The 16,179-nt window shown below is 44.4% G+C and carries 13 protein-coding genes; 5 read left to right on the top strand and 8 right to left on the bottom strand.

Annotated features, from left to right (window positions below; translation table 11 throughout):
- The first annotated feature begins 925 nt into the window (after nucleotides 1-925).
- Entirely contained in the window at nucleotides 926-1,594 is a 669-nt protein-coding gene (locus A4R26_RS24955; RefSeq protein WP_081169257.1) for a recombinase family protein, read from the top strand.
- A gap of 1,279 nt (nucleotides 1,595-2,873) precedes the next feature.
- Here the strand turns inward: A4R26_RS24955 and A4R26_RS24950 are convergent.
- Nucleotides 2,874-3,302, bottom strand: coding sequence for a hypothetical protein (locus A4R26_RS24950; RefSeq protein WP_081169253.1), 429 nt, complete (start codon nucleotides 3,300-3,302; stop codon nucleotides 2,874-2,876).
- A gap of 159 nt (nucleotides 3,303-3,461) precedes the next feature.
- On the opposite strand from A4R26_RS24950, the gene A4R26_RS24945 reads away from it, so the two are divergent.
- Nucleotides 3,462-4,337 carry an NAD(P)-dependent oxidoreductase gene (locus A4R26_RS24945; RefSeq protein WP_081169252.1) on the top strand — a complete coding sequence of 292 codons (876 nt, stop codon included), beginning with the start codon at nucleotides 3,462-3,464 and terminating at the stop codon, nucleotides 4,335-4,337.
- Here A4R26_RS24945 and A4R26_RS24940 read toward each other — a convergent pair.
- On the bottom strand, nucleotides 4,334-4,729 hold the full coding sequence (locus A4R26_RS24940; RefSeq protein ID WP_207625814.1) for a winged helix-turn-helix transcriptional regulator: 396 nt from the start codon (nucleotides 4,727-4,729) through the stop codon (nucleotides 4,334-4,336). The two genes, A4R26_RS24945 and A4R26_RS24940, sit on opposite strands and share 4 nt — an antisense overlap.
- A gap of 230 nt (nucleotides 4,730-4,959) precedes the next feature.
- On the opposite strand from A4R26_RS24940, the gene A4R26_RS24935 reads away from it, so the two are divergent.
- Nucleotides 4,960-5,508, top strand: coding sequence for a hypothetical protein (locus A4R26_RS24935; RefSeq protein WP_133054770.1), 549 nt, complete (start codon nucleotides 4,960-4,962; stop codon nucleotides 5,506-5,508).
- Nucleotides 5,509-5,603: 95 nt separating this feature from the next.
- Complete coding sequence (locus tag A4R26_RS24930; protein ID WP_081169249.1) at nucleotides 5,604-6,647, top strand: hypothetical protein; 1,044 nt, start codon at nucleotides 5,604-5,606, stop codon at nucleotides 6,645-6,647.
- Between the two features lie 12 nt (nucleotides 6,648-6,659).
- Here the strand turns inward: A4R26_RS24930 and A4R26_RS24925 are convergent, their stop codons facing one another.
- From A4R26_RS24925 to A4R26_RS24905, 5 genes are all read right to left on the bottom strand, one after another.
- Nucleotides 6,660-7,325 (bottom strand): endonuclease III domain-containing protein, encoded by a 666-nt coding sequence (locus A4R26_RS24925; protein ID WP_081169248.1) that lies wholly within the window; start codon nucleotides 7,323-7,325, stop codon nucleotides 6,660-6,662.
- 154 nt (nucleotides 7,326-7,479) lie between these two features.
- Nucleotides 7,480-10,653, bottom strand: a complete 3,174-nt coding sequence (locus tag A4R26_RS24920) for an efflux RND transporter permease subunit (protein ID WP_081169247.1) — start codon at nucleotides 10,651-10,653, stop codon at nucleotides 7,480-7,482.
- Nucleotides 10,654-10,690: 37 nt separating this feature from the next.
- Nucleotides 10,691-11,758, bottom strand: coding sequence for an efflux RND transporter periplasmic adaptor subunit (locus A4R26_RS24915; RefSeq protein WP_165760404.1), 1,068 nt, complete (start codon nucleotides 11,756-11,758; stop codon nucleotides 10,691-10,693).
- A 6-nt stretch (nucleotides 11,759-11,764) separates the two neighbouring features.
- On the bottom strand, nucleotides 11,765-13,129 hold the full coding sequence (locus A4R26_RS24910; RefSeq protein WP_081169246.1) for a TolC family protein: 1,365 nt from the start codon (nucleotides 13,127-13,129) through the stop codon (nucleotides 11,765-11,767).
- A 30-nt stretch (nucleotides 13,130-13,159) separates the two neighbouring features.
- Nucleotides 13,160-13,807 carry a TetR/AcrR family transcriptional regulator gene (locus A4R26_RS24905; RefSeq protein ID WP_081169245.1) on the bottom strand — a complete coding sequence of 216 codons (648 nt, stop codon included), beginning with the start codon at nucleotides 13,805-13,807 and terminating at the stop codon, nucleotides 13,160-13,162.
- Nucleotides 13,808-14,091: 284 nt separating this feature from the next.
- On the opposite strand from A4R26_RS24905, the gene A4R26_RS24900 reads away from it, so the two are divergent.
- Nucleotides 14,092-14,691, top strand: coding sequence for a TetR/AcrR family transcriptional regulator (locus A4R26_RS24900; protein ID WP_081169244.1), 600 nt, complete (start codon nucleotides 14,092-14,094; stop codon nucleotides 14,689-14,691).
- 9 nt (nucleotides 14,692-14,700) lie between these two features.
- Here the strand turns inward: A4R26_RS24900 and A4R26_RS24895 are convergent, their stop codons facing one another.
- Nucleotides 14,701-16,167, bottom strand: coding sequence for a SusD/RagB family nutrient-binding outer membrane lipoprotein (locus tag A4R26_RS24895; protein WP_081169243.1), 1,467 nt, complete (start codon nucleotides 16,165-16,167; stop codon nucleotides 14,701-14,703).
- Between the last annotated feature and the right edge of the window lie 12 nt (nucleotides 16,168-16,179).

Genomic DNA, 16,179 nt, shown 5'->3' with positions numbered 1-16,179 from the left:
CGAACTCAAAACAAGAAAGATCGATTTTTTATAAATAAAGTCAGATACCCGTTTTTTTTAAATCTTCAAGTATTGATCCTATATCTTTTTTGAAATCCATTTAAATAAAATGGTTATTGTATTAGACAATATCTGAATATTGTTAAAAGTGTTTATTCTTTGCTATTTGCAATATATTTGTATGGGCAAATTCAAAATAAGAAAAATGCTGATCAAAAAAAGAATTGTAATTCTGCAAAGAATACAACGCTTTTAAATCCCACCATACCGGCATCTATTTACCATGCCAACATAAAATCAAATTGCTCAAACCGATCAACGTGTTTCAACCCGCTATGCATGGATGAGGGAATACATTCCTAAGGCCGTTTCTAAATATTTTGTTCATTAGGTTTTTGATGGCCTTTTGGGGATGGTTCACGCAAATTATTACTTCAATTATGTTTATAGAATAAAACATATGGAAGGCGCCAATCTTTTGTATGCAGGTTGGGTTGTGCGACCTGTGCATGCTATAATAATCAAATTACTCTATATGAAACGAAGTGCATCGATCTTACATGAAGTCAAGAGAAAGAGGCAAAGAATATTGACTATAAAGAAATCTCCACCGGTGTTTCCTGTTCTAAACCTAAAATATTACAACAGATAACCCAGGCCGCATTGTATTAATTGATGGTCATTAAATTATCACACAAGGTGACACCAATTCAAATAGAAAATTTCTGTGTGAAACTTTTATTTGTCAATATGCAAATGGTCACTTATGTATGGACAACATGGGTTCAGATATCTTTATTTATAAAATTCAAATATCCAGTGTTATCAGAGATTTAAGAGGCGATTAAAATTTTTGCCAGTATTGAAATTCGTCCAAAAGTAAATCACCTTTGACACTGGACATTTGGCTAAAGATCTAGATCACATGAAATTGGTAATTGCGTATTATCGTGTATCGACAGGTAAGCAAGGTAAAAGTGGATTAGGACTGGAGGCTCAACAACATGCAGTGAGGCATCATTGTAATTGCAATGAATTTCAACTGCTGATGGAGATCCAGGAAGTTAAATCGACACGGAAACGAAGAATATTTTTGGAAAATGCTTTTGCACTTTGTCAAAAGCACAATGCATCGTTGATTGTTGCCAGGCTTGACAGATTAGGTCGTGATGTTGAAGAAATAGCGCGTAACATAAAATTGCCTATAGATATTATCGTCGCTGACAATCCTCATGCAAACCGCTTCACTATTCATATTCTTGCGGCAGTCGCAGAAGAGCAACGTCGCACAATAAGTGAGAATACAAAATCGGCTCTGCAAGCGGCAAAAAAGAGAGGTGTATTATTAGGCAAGCATGGGAATGTGCTTGCTCAACAGAATAAAGAAGCGGCATTTGAATTTGCTAAAAAATTACAGCCGCTTATTTGTAAACTAAATGCGGAAGGAATTTGCAGTACAAGGAAAATAGCTAGTGAACTAAACAGGCTAAAAATACCAACATTCAGAACAGGCGGACGATGGCATAGAACAAGCGTTTACAATTTACTGTCGAGGTTAGGAATGGTTAATAGTGATATTTCACCTATGTTGTAGCAAATGGGCTTCGTGTTCCTGGTACGTGAAATGCCGGTAGTAAATAAGTAATCCAATTCTACAAAATGAAATTAGGTAAGCTGCCAACTAGTTGCGTTGTTGTATTAATTATTTTTATATTTTTGAAGGGTTGATTGCAGCACTATTGCTCTGTTTTGTGGCACCCAGCTACGTTTATTTTCTTTAGGTCAAACTTATCTTACAGATACCTAAATAATTCGGTGTAAAATATATTTTGTCCGTATGTATGCTTTGATAATACAAGGTATTTGAACTGATTATATTTTCTTCACATAGAGAATATAAAAAGAAAGGCCCGGGGTAATTGCGCTACCCAGGCCTGTTTAGGGTTGTCGTGTTATCCTTCACTGAAGGATTGCTAGCCAACCACAACAATTACAGTAAAGTATAACCACACGTTTGCGTGGTAAAACGGGAAACACAAGATTCCCGTTTTTTTTTCTGTAATATAGTGCATATACAACCCGAGGTTGGCAGCCACATGTACGAGTATGTCTCATACTTTCTTTATTACACTTTACCGGGCGAACTCTAGTTCACCTTCCTTCCAGACAGTTTCATACATTGTGAACACTACACTAATATTTTTTCATGTGCTTGCCAGCGTTTTGATGTTTGCATGTATTTATTAACTGACGCAAATGATAGTCCTGCACGAGCTTTAATCGTTTATGTAGGTGTTGGCTGTACACGATTTAAAAAGCGACCAACCATAACTTCTTTACATTGTCAGTGTGGCTTATTTATGATATATCCTTTCGCACTTCCGTATTTAACGGTTTGTGTGCACATAGAGCTATCCTAAATAAAGAAGCCAAGCTTTACTTCTTTTACTGTAATGCGCTTAATGAATGGTAATACATCAAATTCAGGTTCTTTGGAAGTATCTATAGGAGTGATAAGGTTGCTTAGATAAGGTGATTCCTATATTAAGGAGGTAATAGGTAAAGATAGAAAGCATTAAATTATTTTCAAAAACAAATTACAATTTCCAAAAATAATTTATTGCCCCTTTTATGTATAAGCCTATTTATACAACAGCTAATAATGAACGAATCAAACTAACGGGGTTAGTTGATTTAAAAAATGCAGGGGGTAAAATAAAGTATTAAGGATCGCCCATTTAAATTGCCGTTCCTTATAATTTTGAAATTTTTAACAATCAGGATTTAGTACGATATTTTATTGATATCATATATTAGGGAGAGTTTCCCGTTTTAATAACGTATTATGCTGTTTACATAATTATTATATACTCTCATAGCATCAATGCCAGAATGATCGCAAGGTGGCCGGTCAGGTTACATAATAACTGACCCTGCGGTGGTATAACCACACCACTATTCGGCAATTGTTGATTAACCAGCACTGTATGCCTTCCATCGGGCCCCACTACAACGGAATGAGGGCCTGCCTGATGCACCACCGAATGCCTTCCGTCGGGATGTATGATGGTTTTTATAGCTGTATGTTTCGAACCCACTATTACCGTGTGCCGGCCATCGGCACCAACCACCACCGAATGATCCCCCGCATTATGTATCACTGAATGTGTTCCGTTGGGATGCACAACAACGTTACCTGTTACTACTGAATGTGTGCCATCGGGGTTTACGATAACGGTTTGTGCGTTTACCATACCCGCTATTGCAACCAGGAATAATATAAAAAGGTATTTGATAGTCATACCTGAAACTACTGAATACCGTTCGAATAAGAAGTTAAAATGCGCATACCCCCTTCATGATAAATTTTTCACCTGCCTGAATCTTTTGTCCTGTATTGATGATGGCTGCCTTGTCGATTAATTTGCACGCATTAATTTATAACGACAAAAATCAATACAATGACGCGTAAGAACGTAACCGTAATCGGCCTTGGCGCAATGGGCTCCGCACTGGCCAACGCATTACTGGCAAAAGATCTGAAGGTAACGGTTTGGAACAGGAACAAAGCAAAAGCAGCTTTACTGGCTCACAAAGGCGCTTTGGTTGCTGAAAATGTGAAAGCGGCTGTTGAAGCAAGCGCATTTGTGGTGATATGTGTATCGGATTACAAAGCCGCTGCAAAAATATTTTCTGAAGCAGGGAAGGAGTTGTTGCATGGCCGTACCCTTGTACAGTTAAGCACCGGCACACCAAAAGAAGCGCGTGATTTTGATGCATGGGCGAGGCAGCAGGGCGCCAATTGTTTGAACGGCGATATCCTTGCATGGCCCAGGCAGATAGGTACCGCAGATGCTACCATTACCTTTAGTGGCAACAATGAAATATTCAAACAGTTTGAAACCGAATTAAACGCGCTCGCCGGCGTCATTAGTTATCTTGGTGAAGAGCCGGGCGCTTCCGCGGTGCTGTTCTCGGCTGTACTGGCTTATCTTGCCGGTAACTGGATCGGCTTCTGCCACGGTGCATTGATCTGTGAAAAAGAAGGCATGCGGCCCGACGCATTTGGCGAACTGATCTATAATATTTCTCCCATTCTCGCAACGGAATCGAAACACATGGGGCACGTGATACAGCATAATAAGTTCACCGATCCGGAAAGCACGATCAATACAACCGGGCTCGATCTTCACCTGCTTGTGCAGCAATCGAAGGAAGCGGGCATCAGCGATGAACTGCCGAAGTTTGCTGCCCATATTTTTCAACGCGCCATCGATGCGGGTTATGGAGGGGAAGAGCATGCGGCCATCATTAAAGTAATGCGCGGGGCCGGTTAATTGTTGCGTTGTTGTTCGGGATGGAACTCACAGGAACCGGCTTTGAAGTCTGAGTTATTGCGTTGGATGTATTCCTTATGTGTATTGCCCCATTGTTCCAGTACGTCAACGACCGGCAAAACGCTTTTGCCTACTTCGGTAAAATGGTATTCCACCCTGGTGGGCACTTCGGCGTAAACCTCTTTATAAATGATTCCGAATTCCTCCAGTTCTTTCAGGTGAAGGTTAATGATCCTTGGATTTACTTCCTGCATTTCGCGGTGAATGGCGCTTGGCCGTCTTACACCGCGCCGGATGCAGTCAATTATCCAGGCTTTCCATTTACCGCCAACCACTTTAATGGCAACAGCCAATCCACAATCGAGCAACTCGGGTATTTTTTTCTGGTACATCAGGTAACGATTTATCCCAAAGATAACGCCTGGCGGTCAGGAAGGGGGTAGGGAAAATTTTTTCCCTATGGTATTGGCGGTTGGTGAAACCAGGAGGGAAATTTCCCGGCCGCCAATACTATTCAACTGATTACTTCCTCACTTCAAACTTCATTTCCGGCAGTTAGTCCGAATTGATATACTCCGTTTTGGGTGGAAAGATATTTTTGCGGTATAAATAAGAAATGAAAATGAAAATTTTGTCCCTGGCAGTTTTATGCTTCTTTCTAATGGCTCAAAACAGTTTATTTGCGCAGTCTGCAAATAGCACCGGATTCACCAATGTGAAAGGCGCTAATTTATTGAATGCCGGCATTGGGTTGGGAACTTATGGCTTGTACGGCTCCGGCGGTTTACCGGTAACGGCTTCGTTTGAACATGGGTTTACCGATAAAATAAGCGCAGGTATTGGTTTTGGCTTTGTGCAGCGCAAGTATTATCACGATTGGAAATATACCTATCTGATGTTCCAGGTAAGAGGTTCATACCATTTTAACGAACTGCTCGAGATCGACAATCCCAAACTGGATGTGTATGGTGGTACCGGACTTATTTACAGGCACTATAAGTTAAAGTATGATGAAGGCGGAACCTACTATGATTATAAATCTTCGGGCGGCTCGGTTACTATTGATCTTCATGCCGGTGGCCGTTACATGTTCAACGATCATCTCGGGGCTTATGCCGAAGTAGGATATGGTATTTCTCCTTTGCAACTGGGGGTATCGTTTAAGTTCTAAGCAGTGAGTGGAATAAATACAAGCCGCCTCAGAGCGGCTTTTTTTATGGTTTTGCATCATTTTTATATCTTTATTCCCGTTATAAAATCCAGCCAATGTTCAAAAAACTGTTTTCCGGCCTTTCCCCTCACGCTCAGTTAATTGAGGATATCAGGAATGATAATTACAATAACTGGGAATCCCACTTCGAAAATTATAACAGAACAAACGCTAAAAAAGCCGATCCGGTTAAATTGCAATCGGTTGGACTGGAAATTTATGAGAAGTACCTGCAGGATGTTATCCGGGATTATGCGATCACTGACGGGGAAAAAGAAGTACTAAAGAAAATTATAACATATTTTCAGCTGCCTGAAGCCGCTATCAATACCATCAAAAGCAAATACGCTAAAAGCGCGCTCACGAGTCTTTCTAAACAAAAACTGGCAGACAATCATTTGTCTGAAGAAGAGCTACTGGAGATCGGGCTGTTTGCCCGCGAACTGAATATTTCTGAAGATGAGGTGAAACGCATCAATCAGAAGAATGCGGTGGAATTATATGAGAACGCCCTTAAGGATATTGTTTCAGATAAACTGGTAACGGTTGAAGAACAACAGGCGTTGAGACAAATGGCGCAACAACTGGGCATCAATATTAAAGAGGCCAATATCGATAAAAAGCTGCGGGAAGATTATTATTATCTGTCACTATTAAACGCGCTTGACCGCGGTTATTTGCCTGAATGCAAACCGCCTTCCATTGTAACACAAAAAGATGAAGTGGCTTATTGGGAAATAAGTTCCAACCTGGTGTTTGCCAGAAACACCTCTGAATATTTACAGCAGCACAGCAATGTGCGGCTAAGGGTAGAAAAAGGGGTGTCGTATAAACTGGGCGCCAGCAGAAGCATACGCATCAGGGAGCATATAGTTTCCAATCACCCCGGCGTATTTGCTGTAACGAGCAAAGGCGTGGTGTTTTCTGCCAGTCAGCAGTCGTTTGCCATACCATTTACCCAATTGCATTCATTCGACACCTATGCCGATGGTATAGGATTACAAAAAGATAAAACAGATCTGTTGCTGCAATTCTACGATAAACAAATGTCGGAGGTAGTGTTCAAGGTGCTTACGAATGCCATTAATGCCAATACCTGAAATTGATCTAAGCTACTTCTTCCCACTTTTCTTTTTCAACGGATCATTTGGCTTCAGGCCATTATAATATTCACATACTTTTTTCACCGGGCAAATAGGGCACTCGGGTTGCGGCCTGCAGATCTCCCGGCCATGGAACGACAGGGCCATGCCCGCATCCCATTTTGCTTTGGGCAACATTTCCATTAACTGTTTTTCGATCTTTTCAGCATTCGTAGCATCTGTAATACCCAGCCGGCCGGCCACGCGTATCGTATGCAGATCAACGATGATCCCTTCCGGCGCCGCTTTTGCGCCCCGGCGAATGACATTGGCCGATTTTCGACCGATACCCGGTAATGCTACAAGTGATGCTATTTCGAGCGGAATATTACTGTCACTTTTTATTTGCTTTGCTATCCCCGTGAGCCAGGCAGCCTTATGCGCAAAATTCCTCACTTTACTAATGATGGGAAACAATGATCCCGGATCGGCTTTTGAAAGCGCCTTCATATCGGGATATTTTTTGAAAAATTCAGGCGCGATCTGATTCACGAGGTTATCCGTTGCCTGGGCCGATAGTACAACCATCACTATCCACTGATAAGTATTAGTGGCTTCAAGCGGATGGGGCGTGTTCTTATATTTCTTCAACAAGGGCGTCAGTGCCGTTGCCCAATTGATTGCTGACTGTTTCATATGGAATACTAAATGTATATAAAGCTACTAAATAGAATGGCATTGCGTAGCCCGGGCAGGGGTAAATAAAAAAGCAGGACCCGGAAATGAATCCGGTGTCCTGCCTCCATCCATGAAAAAGCGCCTGTCTATCTTAGCGTATCCTATCTTACATCTAAACTGCGTGTACGGGAGTAAAACCATCTTCGCTTTCAGCGGGTACATATTCCTCAACCATCAGTTCATCTATCGTCTTTTGTTGTTTTTTGCGTTTTCTGCGTTCGGTCCAATGATCGAAAATGGCATAAATAACGGGTACAATGATCAGGGTAAGGAAGAGGGAGCTGATCAACCCGCCGATGATAACCCAGGCCAGCCCGTTCTTCCATTCTGCACCGGGGCCCGATGCAATAGCGATCGGTAACATCCCAAATACCATCGCAATGGTTGTCATCAGGATCGGGCGAAGTCTTGCATGGTTAGCCTGGATCAAAGCATTGAAAGTACTTTCACCTGCCTGTTTCCGGTGATTGGTAAAGTCAACGATCATGATAGCGTTCTTACAAACCAAACCGATAAGCATGATGATACCAAGGATGGTGAAGATGTTCAATGAGTTGTTGGTCAATCCCAGTGCCAGCAACGCACCGATGAACGACAGCGGCACAGAGAACAAAACCACCAGCGGATGTATAAAGCTGTCGTACAGTAATACCATTACCAGGTACACCAGCAGGATCGCAGCAAGCAATGCCACACCAAGGGTTCCAAAACCTTCCGACTGGTTTTCCATATCGCCACCCCATACATAACTTACGCCTGCAGGTTTTCTTATTTTTTCAAATTCCTTTTGCCATTCGCCTGCCACGGTACCCGAAGGGCGGCCTACTGTTTGTCCCTGCACGGTTACAGAAGGGCTTTTATCTCTTCTTTCCAGCAAGCTGGGGCCCGATAATTCGGTGATGTTGGCGAACTGTGACAATTTAATGCGCTGCCCCTGGTCGTTAGTGAACTCGAGGTTACGCACATCTTCAATATTCGATCTGTTGAAACTGTTATAGCGAATATTGATATCGTATTCATATTCACCGGCCCTGAACTTACCATCGGTATTACCGTTAAAGGCGGTTTGCATGGTTAGCCCAACGGTTTGCAGGCTTAAACCCAGGCTGGCCATTTTATCGCGGTCAACCTGTACATTGATCTCGGGGTTTCCCGCTTCAACGGTAAGTTTTGTTTCAGTAGCCCCTTTGATCTTTTTCAGTTGTTCATGGGCTGCATTGGCAAAAACCATGGCGCTGTCGAGGTCGGGGGCCATTACTACCAGGGCCAGCGGCGCCTGGTCTGCCGTACCCAGCATACCTACCGGTGTTGTTTTTACTTTTACACCTACCAGTACATTCTGTAGTTCCCGTTTTATTTTGGCTGCGTACACGTACGAATCATCGGCACGCTCTTTTTGATCAACCAGCGTTACCCTTATCTCCGATTTATAAGCGGTTGACTGGCTGCCGGCGAAACCTTCGCTGGTTTGGCCAACGGCGGTAACCTGGCTTACGATCTCCGGTTTTTTGCTCAGGAATTCTTCTGCTTTCTGTGTAACCTGGTTGGTTTGTTCAATAGAAGCGTCTTTTGGTAATTCCATTTGTACCAGGAACTCGCCGCGGTCGCTCTTGGCAAAGAACTCACCGCCAATGTAACCGCCGGCCAGCATATACAATGAACCAACGAACATTACCACCACAATGGCCAGTGTGATGCGTTTATGCTTCAACGACCATTTCAGAATGCCGGTGATCCAGTGGGTGAAAGAGGTAAGTCCTTTTTCAAAACCCAAAATGATGCGGCCGAAGATCGATTTGTTGGAAAGATGTTCCAGTTTACCAAATCGTGATGACAGCCAGGGCACAATGGTGAACGACGACAATAATGACAACAGCGTAGCTATAATTACGGTTACGCAGAATTGTTTAATGATATTCGAAACAAGACCGGTACTTAAGGCAATTGGTAAGAACACTACTACAATAACCATGGTAATGGCGGTTACGGTAAAACCGATCTCCTTGGTGGCATCAAATGCCGCGCGTACCCGGTTCTTACCCATTTCCATGTGCCGGTAAATATTTTCCAGCACCACAATGGCGTCATCTACAAGGATACCAACCACCAGCGACAGGCCCAGCAAACTCATCAGGTTAAGCGTATAACCCAACAATGCCATACCAATGAACGTAGCGATCAATGAAGCCGGAATAGACACCATTACGATCAATGAGTTACGAATACTGTGCAGGAAGAACAGCATCACAAACGCCACCAGTACTACGGCCAGCAACAGGTCATGTACTACTGAATCGGCGGCTTCGAGGGTGAACACCGTGCTGTCGTTGGCAATTTCAAGTTGCAAACCATTGGCCGCATATTGCTGCTCCAGTGTCGTTACCCTTTTTTTGATGTCGTCGGCAACCGCTACGGCATTGGCGTCGCTTTGTTTAACGATCTGAATGGCGATGGCGTTTTTCTGGTTAACCCGGCTGATCTTTTCAACTTCTTTTTGGGCGTCCTGTACATCGGCCACATCGCCCAGGCGAACGGCAATACCGTTCTTCGAGGTCAGTACCAGGTTACGCATTTCTTCCACGTTCTTATATTTACCCGATAACCGCACCAGGATGCTTTGCTCGCGGGTTTGTACATTACCGGTAGGGAAATCGAGGTTAGAACTGAGGATTATCTGTTGTACCTGGGGAACCGACAAACCATATCCCTTCAGTTTCTCTGCATCGAGGCTTACCTGGATCTCTCTTTCCTGGCCACCCACCAGCGTTACCTGCGCCACACCGTTCACGCGCGAAAGGGCGGGACTGATGCGTTTGTCGATCAGGTCATAAAATTGTGCTTCATCCATTTTGGCTGAAGCCGAGAAGGTGAGAATGGGAAGATCGCTCAATGAGAATTTATTCAATGAGGGCGGATCAACGTCTTCGGGAAGGTCTTTCAGAATTGCATTGATCTTCCGTTGCGCATCGTTCAATGAATAATCTGCATCGGCGCCGCTGTTCAGCTGTATCGTTACCAGTGAAATGCTTTCATAGGATTTCGATTCCAGCTTTTTGATGTTTTCCAGCGAGGCTACGGCATCTTCAATTTTTTTGGTGACCGTGTTCTCTACTTCCGCCGGCGATGCGCCGGGGTAAACCGTAGTAATGGTTACCGCGTTGCTATCGAATTTCGGGATCAGTTCGTACCCCAGCATTTGATAACTAAACAAACCGCCCAGTGTGAGGATCGTAAACAATACGATCACGAGGGATGGCCGTTTTATGGATAGTTCAGCTAATTTCATTTTTAAAATTATTTTACAATGATGGTTGTTCCGGCACTTACTGCAGAATGCTCACCCTGCTGCCGTCAACAAGATTGATCTGTCCGCTGGTGATAACAAGGGTACCTTCCGTTAAACCGTTCAATACTTCAACTTTATCGCCAATTACCCGGCCGGGCGTAACTGATGTCAGCCGCGCAACCCCGTTATCTGCTACAAATACCAGTTTGCTGTTCACGCTGCCCACAAAGGCGGTACGGGGTACCATAATAACCGATGACTGGTTAGGGAAATCGAAAATGGCTGTACCATACATACCGGCTTTCAACTGGTTGGCGGCATTGTTGGTGATGGTGATCTCCACCGGGAAGTTCAACGCTTCATCTGCTTTAGGTGCAATGAAATTTATTTTGCCGGTAAATGTTTTTTCAGGGAATACGCTTGCTTTTACTTTTACCTGTTTACCAACACCCAGGTAAGGGATCTGCGCTTCGTTTACGGTTACGTTCAGTTTCAGGGTAGAAACATTTACGATATCGAATAGGGCGGTACCGGGTGAAACCACGCTGCCGGGTTCAATATGACGTTTGTTTACGATACCGCTGATGGTTGCACGGATGTTTGCATCGCCGAGGTTGATCTTCGATTGATCGAGTTTGGCTTTTGCATTTACTACATTCAGGCGCGCCTGGTCGAGTTGTTGCTGGGTTACCCCACCGGTTTTGAATGCATTCTCATATCTTTCGAGGTCGGTTCGCGCCGTTTGATAGTTGGCTTCTGCATTGTGCAGGTCAACAGAAAGCTGATCGACCCTGATGGTGGCAACGGTTTGTCCCTGTTTTACATAACTGCCTTCATCGGCCAGCACATGTACCACGCGGCCCGATTTTTCGGAGGCCAGTTTTAACTCCTGCGCAGGGGCGAAGTTGCCATTGGCAACTACATCGAGGTCAGGAACAGCACGGGAAACCGTGTCGATCCGTACCGAAACGGAAGCATTTTGCTGTGCTACGATCTTGGTCTTTTCTTCCGATTTCTTTTTGTTGTTCGAAAGTACTTTGGCGATAGCGCCTAAAGACACTATGATTACTACGATTGTTACAATGATCTTTCCGATCTTCTTCATTGTATGTTAGTTTAAGAGTGATTTTAAATTTCCCTGTGCTTTTATCAGTTGTATCTCTGCAATACGGTAATCGAGTAAAGCGGAGGTATAATTATTTTGTGCTGTGGTAAGCGAATTCTCGGCATCGAGCAGGTCTGTCAGCGGCGCGAGGCCCTGCGTATAGTTGTTCTGCGTATTGGCATATACCTCTTCGGCCAGCGCTACGTTCTCTTTCTGATTGTTCAGTGTAATGATGCTGTTGCGAAGCTGGGTCCTTGCATTCTGATAGGTAAGGTTCAGCGACAGTTCGGTGTTTTTGATATCTGCCTGCAGCTTTTTGATCTCCACATCAGCCTGCCGCACTTTCGAGCGGGTGGCGAAGCCGTTGAAGATCGGGATCTTCAGGTTCAACCCTACCGAAGCATAATCGAACCAGTTGGCGCCGGTACCTATAGGAAACTTATTGCTTATACCTGTATAACCATAATTACCCGAAAGCGATAAAGAGGGATAATAACCTGCCGTAGTAGCTTCCTTTTGCAACACCAGCAGTTCTTCCTGCTTTTTCAATACCTGGTAGTCAGATAGTTTTTTTACATCGGGCATAACGTCCATCATCGCCAGTTTGGGCTGAATGCTGTCGAGTGCAGAAGGTGGAACGGTGATGGGTGTTTCAATGGGTATACCCATATAAAACTTCAGCGTGTTTTCCTGCAGTTGAACGGCATTGTTCAGTTGCTGTTGTTGCGCTTCGAGGTTTGAAAGGTTCACCTTACTTCTGTCGAGATCGATCTTTTTTGCCAGTCCGTTCTTATACTGGCCTTCAATAACCTTCATCACCCGGGTGGTGGTGGCGATATTGCTGTCGATTACTACCAGTTGCTGGCGCTGTACCAGCACCTGGTAATATTGTGTGGCTACTTTTTCAATTACCTGCTCATCGGTAAGCCTGCTTACGAGCTTGTAATACTGCTGCGTTGTTTTGGCCGCTTTCAAACCGGTGAAAACCGATTTATCGAACAGCGTTTGTGAAAGCGATACGGAGGCGCTGCTGTTCCATTTTTGTCCGAAAGGTATCAACAACGTTTTACCGGGCTGCCCGGCGAGGTCGCCCGGCACGGCGCTTAACTGCAGAATGGGGTTGTAAGTAATACCGGCGTTGCCATTTATTTGCGGCAATGCCTGCGATCTTGCCTCATCAATTTTATTCCGGCTGTTCTCTTCATCCAGTTTGGCCTTAATTGCTTCCGATTTGTTTTTCAGCGCCTGTTGTAATGCTTCTTTGAGGGAGAGCGGCTTTGTCTGGGCTTCTGCTACCGACATGATGCCAACTCCGGCCACAAGCAATACCAAACGTTGAACAAGGGTTCGAAGCGATTGATTGTGTTTCATTAAGTATCTGTTTAATTGAGCTGTTTTTTGTTATAGTGATTCGTTCTTTTCCGTATGTGCCATCCTGTTGGCCTGGCTGTACCTTTTCAGTTCATTTTCCAGTTGGGGAATGGCTTCAGGGGCTATGATGCCGTACAGGAACAGGTACATGCCCTGTCTGAATACTTCATCTTTCGAGTAATCGTTCACCAGTTCGGCGGCGAATTCGAAATCGCGTTTTATATGTTGCTGTATAAGCGTAACTATCAGTTTGGGGTGCAGGCTTCCGCGGAACACGCCTTCTACGATTCCATCTTCAAGCACTTTCAGCAGCCGCTGCTCGGTAATGCTGTTGAGCGTTGTGGTGAGGTGTAAATACTCAGCCGGATAATGTTTTTGCAGATCGGAAAAAAAGGCAAGGCTGTTCTTTTTACAGAAAGCGACATTGACGGCCATAAAGCCAAGCACGCGTTGGAGGTTATCAGCTTCCGGGCCGGCAGCCGCTTCCATCTGCTGGCTGTAGTCGGCTGCCACCAGTTGACAAACCTGCTGAACCAGGTCCTGGCGCGAGGTAAAGAACCGGTAAAGGGTCTTTTTCGAGATCGCCAGCCGTGACGCAATTTCATCCATGGTAAAGAGCTGGATGCCCTGGGTGGTGAATAAGCGACAGGCTGTTTGAAGTATAGTGATTTCGTTCATTAAATATTCGACTAAATTGGTTGATTGGTCAAAGATAGTATGACTTTTCGACCAAATTGTAAAAACGGTCGAATTAAATTGTTAAAGCAATGTGAAAGCGGGTGGCTGCCAGGCAGCGATCGGTGTTGTAGAGCAGTCTAAAGCACTAATAAATACTTGATATACATAGTGTATACAAAGTAAACAGCCGGAACGCCCGGTTTCTCTATCGTTTCTGGTTTTTGAGAAAATGAGATCGGTCAGGATTCTGTATATTTGTAGAAATCACTTTAAATCGACCAAAAATGTCGAATAGTCAAGATGTAAAGGACCCGTTCAGGGAGGAAATACTAAATGGCGCCCGGGATCTGTTTGAAAGATTTGGGTTTAAGAAGACCACCATGGAGGATATTGCCCGCCAGGTAGGCAAGTCGAAAAGCGCATTATATTATTATTATAAGACGAAGGAGGAGATCTTTGAGGCGGTTATTTTAAACGATATCTCAACCAGCCAGACCCAGGTTGCAGCGGCGGTAAGACAAGAAGGATCGGCTTCGAATCAATTCAGGGTATTGTTTACCACTTTACTTACAGATGTAAAGCAAAAGGCCAATAAGTTTGGGATCTTCAAAACAGACCTGTACGAGAACCATTTTCTGTTTGACAACATTATCAAAAAGCGCGACTCGTACCTGGAAGAGCTGATAAAGGATGTGCTAATTCTTGGTATCAGCCAGCGGGAAGTTAAAATGATGAACAATGCAGAAATGGGTTTGTGGGCTGCGATGATCAACATAACGTTGAAGGCCACTGCCCACAAACTTTTTCTGGAAGATGATTTTAATTTAACCGGCAGCCAGCTTGTATTTATGGCCGATAGCTTATTTAACGGTGTAAAGGCTTAACCTTTTTTTCTAATCTACATCCCACCACACGGGTTCATATATTTGTTTTATGCCGGGGAAGTTTACGTTCCTGGTAACTTCAGAGCTTGGATATAACAAACGAGCAGGCATTCTGTCATCGCCCAGTGCTGTTGCTGCAGATACCACCAGGAAATCGGGATAACCGGTGCGGCGCCATTCGGTCCAGGCTTCAAAACCCTGGTTGCCCGTCATGGCCAGCCATTTCTGAATAATTATTGCCCTTACCTGCTGTCCTGTTTCACCAGGCCATTGTGCAGCAGGTGAGGAGGTAATGTACGTTTCAACGTTTGGTACATTATATGATTCAAAGCTGGCCCTGATACCTTCCCTGAATAAATTCAAAGCGGTTTCTCCGGTTGTTAACCAGCCGCGTACCCGTGCTTCAGCCTGCAGGAAATAACTTTCTGCGGCCGACATGAATTTCACCGGGGCATTGGCGCTTTGGTCGTTCCTGGCGTTGGCGCCTACGAGGGTAGAGGGTAATGAAAATATCCTTGTATTCGTTCTGAATGATCCCTGCTTTATACCAATGATCGAATCTATTGTACCGGCTGTATTTCTGTACCGGGTAAAGAAAATTTCCGACCGCGGGTCGCGGTTCTGCGTCATATACTTTGCAACCGTTTCACTGGCCACCAGGTTTTGTACCCGGCTTAAGCCAAGCATTTCGGAGAACAATGGATTTTGATTTCCACCCACTGTACTGTATTCGATTTCCGCATCTTCCTCGAGGAATAATGCATTGTTCAATGTTTGAATGCCGGCGGCGGCCCGTTGCGGCGCTACTTCCGATAATCTTAACAATGCGCGTAATTTAAACGTATTGGCAAAACGCAGCCATTGTTCCATATCGCCCTGGAATATGAGGTCATCGGTAGAGGGGTGTACATCCGCATCTACATCGATCAATGAAATAGCCCTGTCAGCATACGATAGTATACTGTCGTACACCTGTTGCTGTGGATTGTAATCGGGATTGGTAACAGACGCATCGGCAGCCTGGGTGAGCGGCACATCGCCAAAGGCATCGGTTGCCAGCTGGAACGTATATGCCTTCATCAGGTAGGCGATAGCGGTATATTGATTGTATGCCGGCTTACCTTCGGTAAGGGTCAGTATTTCCTGAAGATCCTGCGCTGCATCGGAATACAACATACGCCATGGTCTGTCGAAAGAAGTAGTGGTTACCGAATACTGGTCGAGGCTTCGGTATTGCGATGAAGTTGGGTTTTGTGTCCAGAATTGCGCCCAGATACCACCATGGATCTGCAGCGGATTGCCAAGCGCGTGACCGATAGCAGCCTGCGCAGCGGGCAGCAACAGTTCAACAGAGGCGTTGGACGACAGGTTCGGATTGTCGTTGGTATCTAAAAACTTTTTGCAACCTGTGATACCGGTAATTATAACCGGTATAATAAGCAGCCATTTGTATCTTATATTGATAATAACTTTCATGACCTGTTATTT

Origin of the sequence: Niastella populi (genome assembly GCF_002078015.1) — a bacterium.
Classification (GTDB): Bacteria; Bacteroidota; Bacteroidia; order Chitinophagales; family Chitinophagaceae; genus Niastella; species Niastella populi.
This window is presented reverse-complemented; position numbering and strand designations above follow the sequence as displayed.

Coding starts and splice junctions, on each gene's coding strand:
- A4R26_RS24900 (WP_081169244.1), top strand. CDS start 14,092: ATGTCGAATAGTCAAGATGTAAAGGACCCGTTCAGGGAGGAAATACTA.
- A4R26_RS24905 (WP_081169245.1), bottom strand. CDS start 13,807: ATGAACGAAATCACTATACTTCAAACAGCCTGTCGCTTATTCACCACC.
- A4R26_RS24920 (WP_081169247.1), bottom strand. CDS start 10,653: ATGAAATTAGCTGAACTATCCATAAAACGGCCATCCCTCGTGATCGTA.
- A4R26_RS24930 (WP_081169249.1), top strand. CDS start 5,604: ATGTTCAAAAAACTGTTTTCCGGCCTTTCCCCTCACGCTCAGTTAATT.
- A4R26_RS24940 (WP_207625814.1), bottom strand. CDS start 4,729: ATGTACCAGAAAAAAATACCCGAGTTGCTCGATTGTGGATTGGCTGTT.
- A4R26_RS24910 (WP_081169246.1), bottom strand. CDS start 13,129: ATGAAACACAATCAATCGCTTCGAACCCTTGTTCAACGTTTGGTATTG.
- A4R26_RS24935 (WP_133054770.1), top strand. CDS start 4,960: ATGAAAATTTTGTCCCTGGCAGTTTTATGCTTCTTTCTAATGGCTCAA.
- A4R26_RS24955 (WP_081169257.1), top strand. CDS start 926: ATGAAATTGGTAATTGCGTATTATCGTGTATCGACAGGTAAGCAAGGT.
- A4R26_RS24915 (WP_165760404.1), bottom strand. CDS start 11,758: ATGAAGAAGATCGGAAAGATCATTGTAACAATCGTAGTAATCATAGTG.
- A4R26_RS24925 (WP_081169248.1), bottom strand. CDS start 7,325: ATGAAACAGTCAGCAATCAATTGGGCAACGGCACTGACGCCCTTGTTG.
- A4R26_RS24945 (WP_081169252.1), top strand. CDS start 3,462: ATGACGCGTAAGAACGTAACCGTAATCGGCCTTGGCGCAATGGGCTCC.
- A4R26_RS24895 (WP_081169243.1), bottom strand. CDS start 16,167: ATGAAAGTTATTATCAATATAAGATACAAATGGCTGCTTATTATACCG.
- A4R26_RS24950 (WP_081169253.1), bottom strand. CDS start 3,302: ATGACTATCAAATACCTTTTTATATTATTCCTGGTTGCAATAGCGGGT.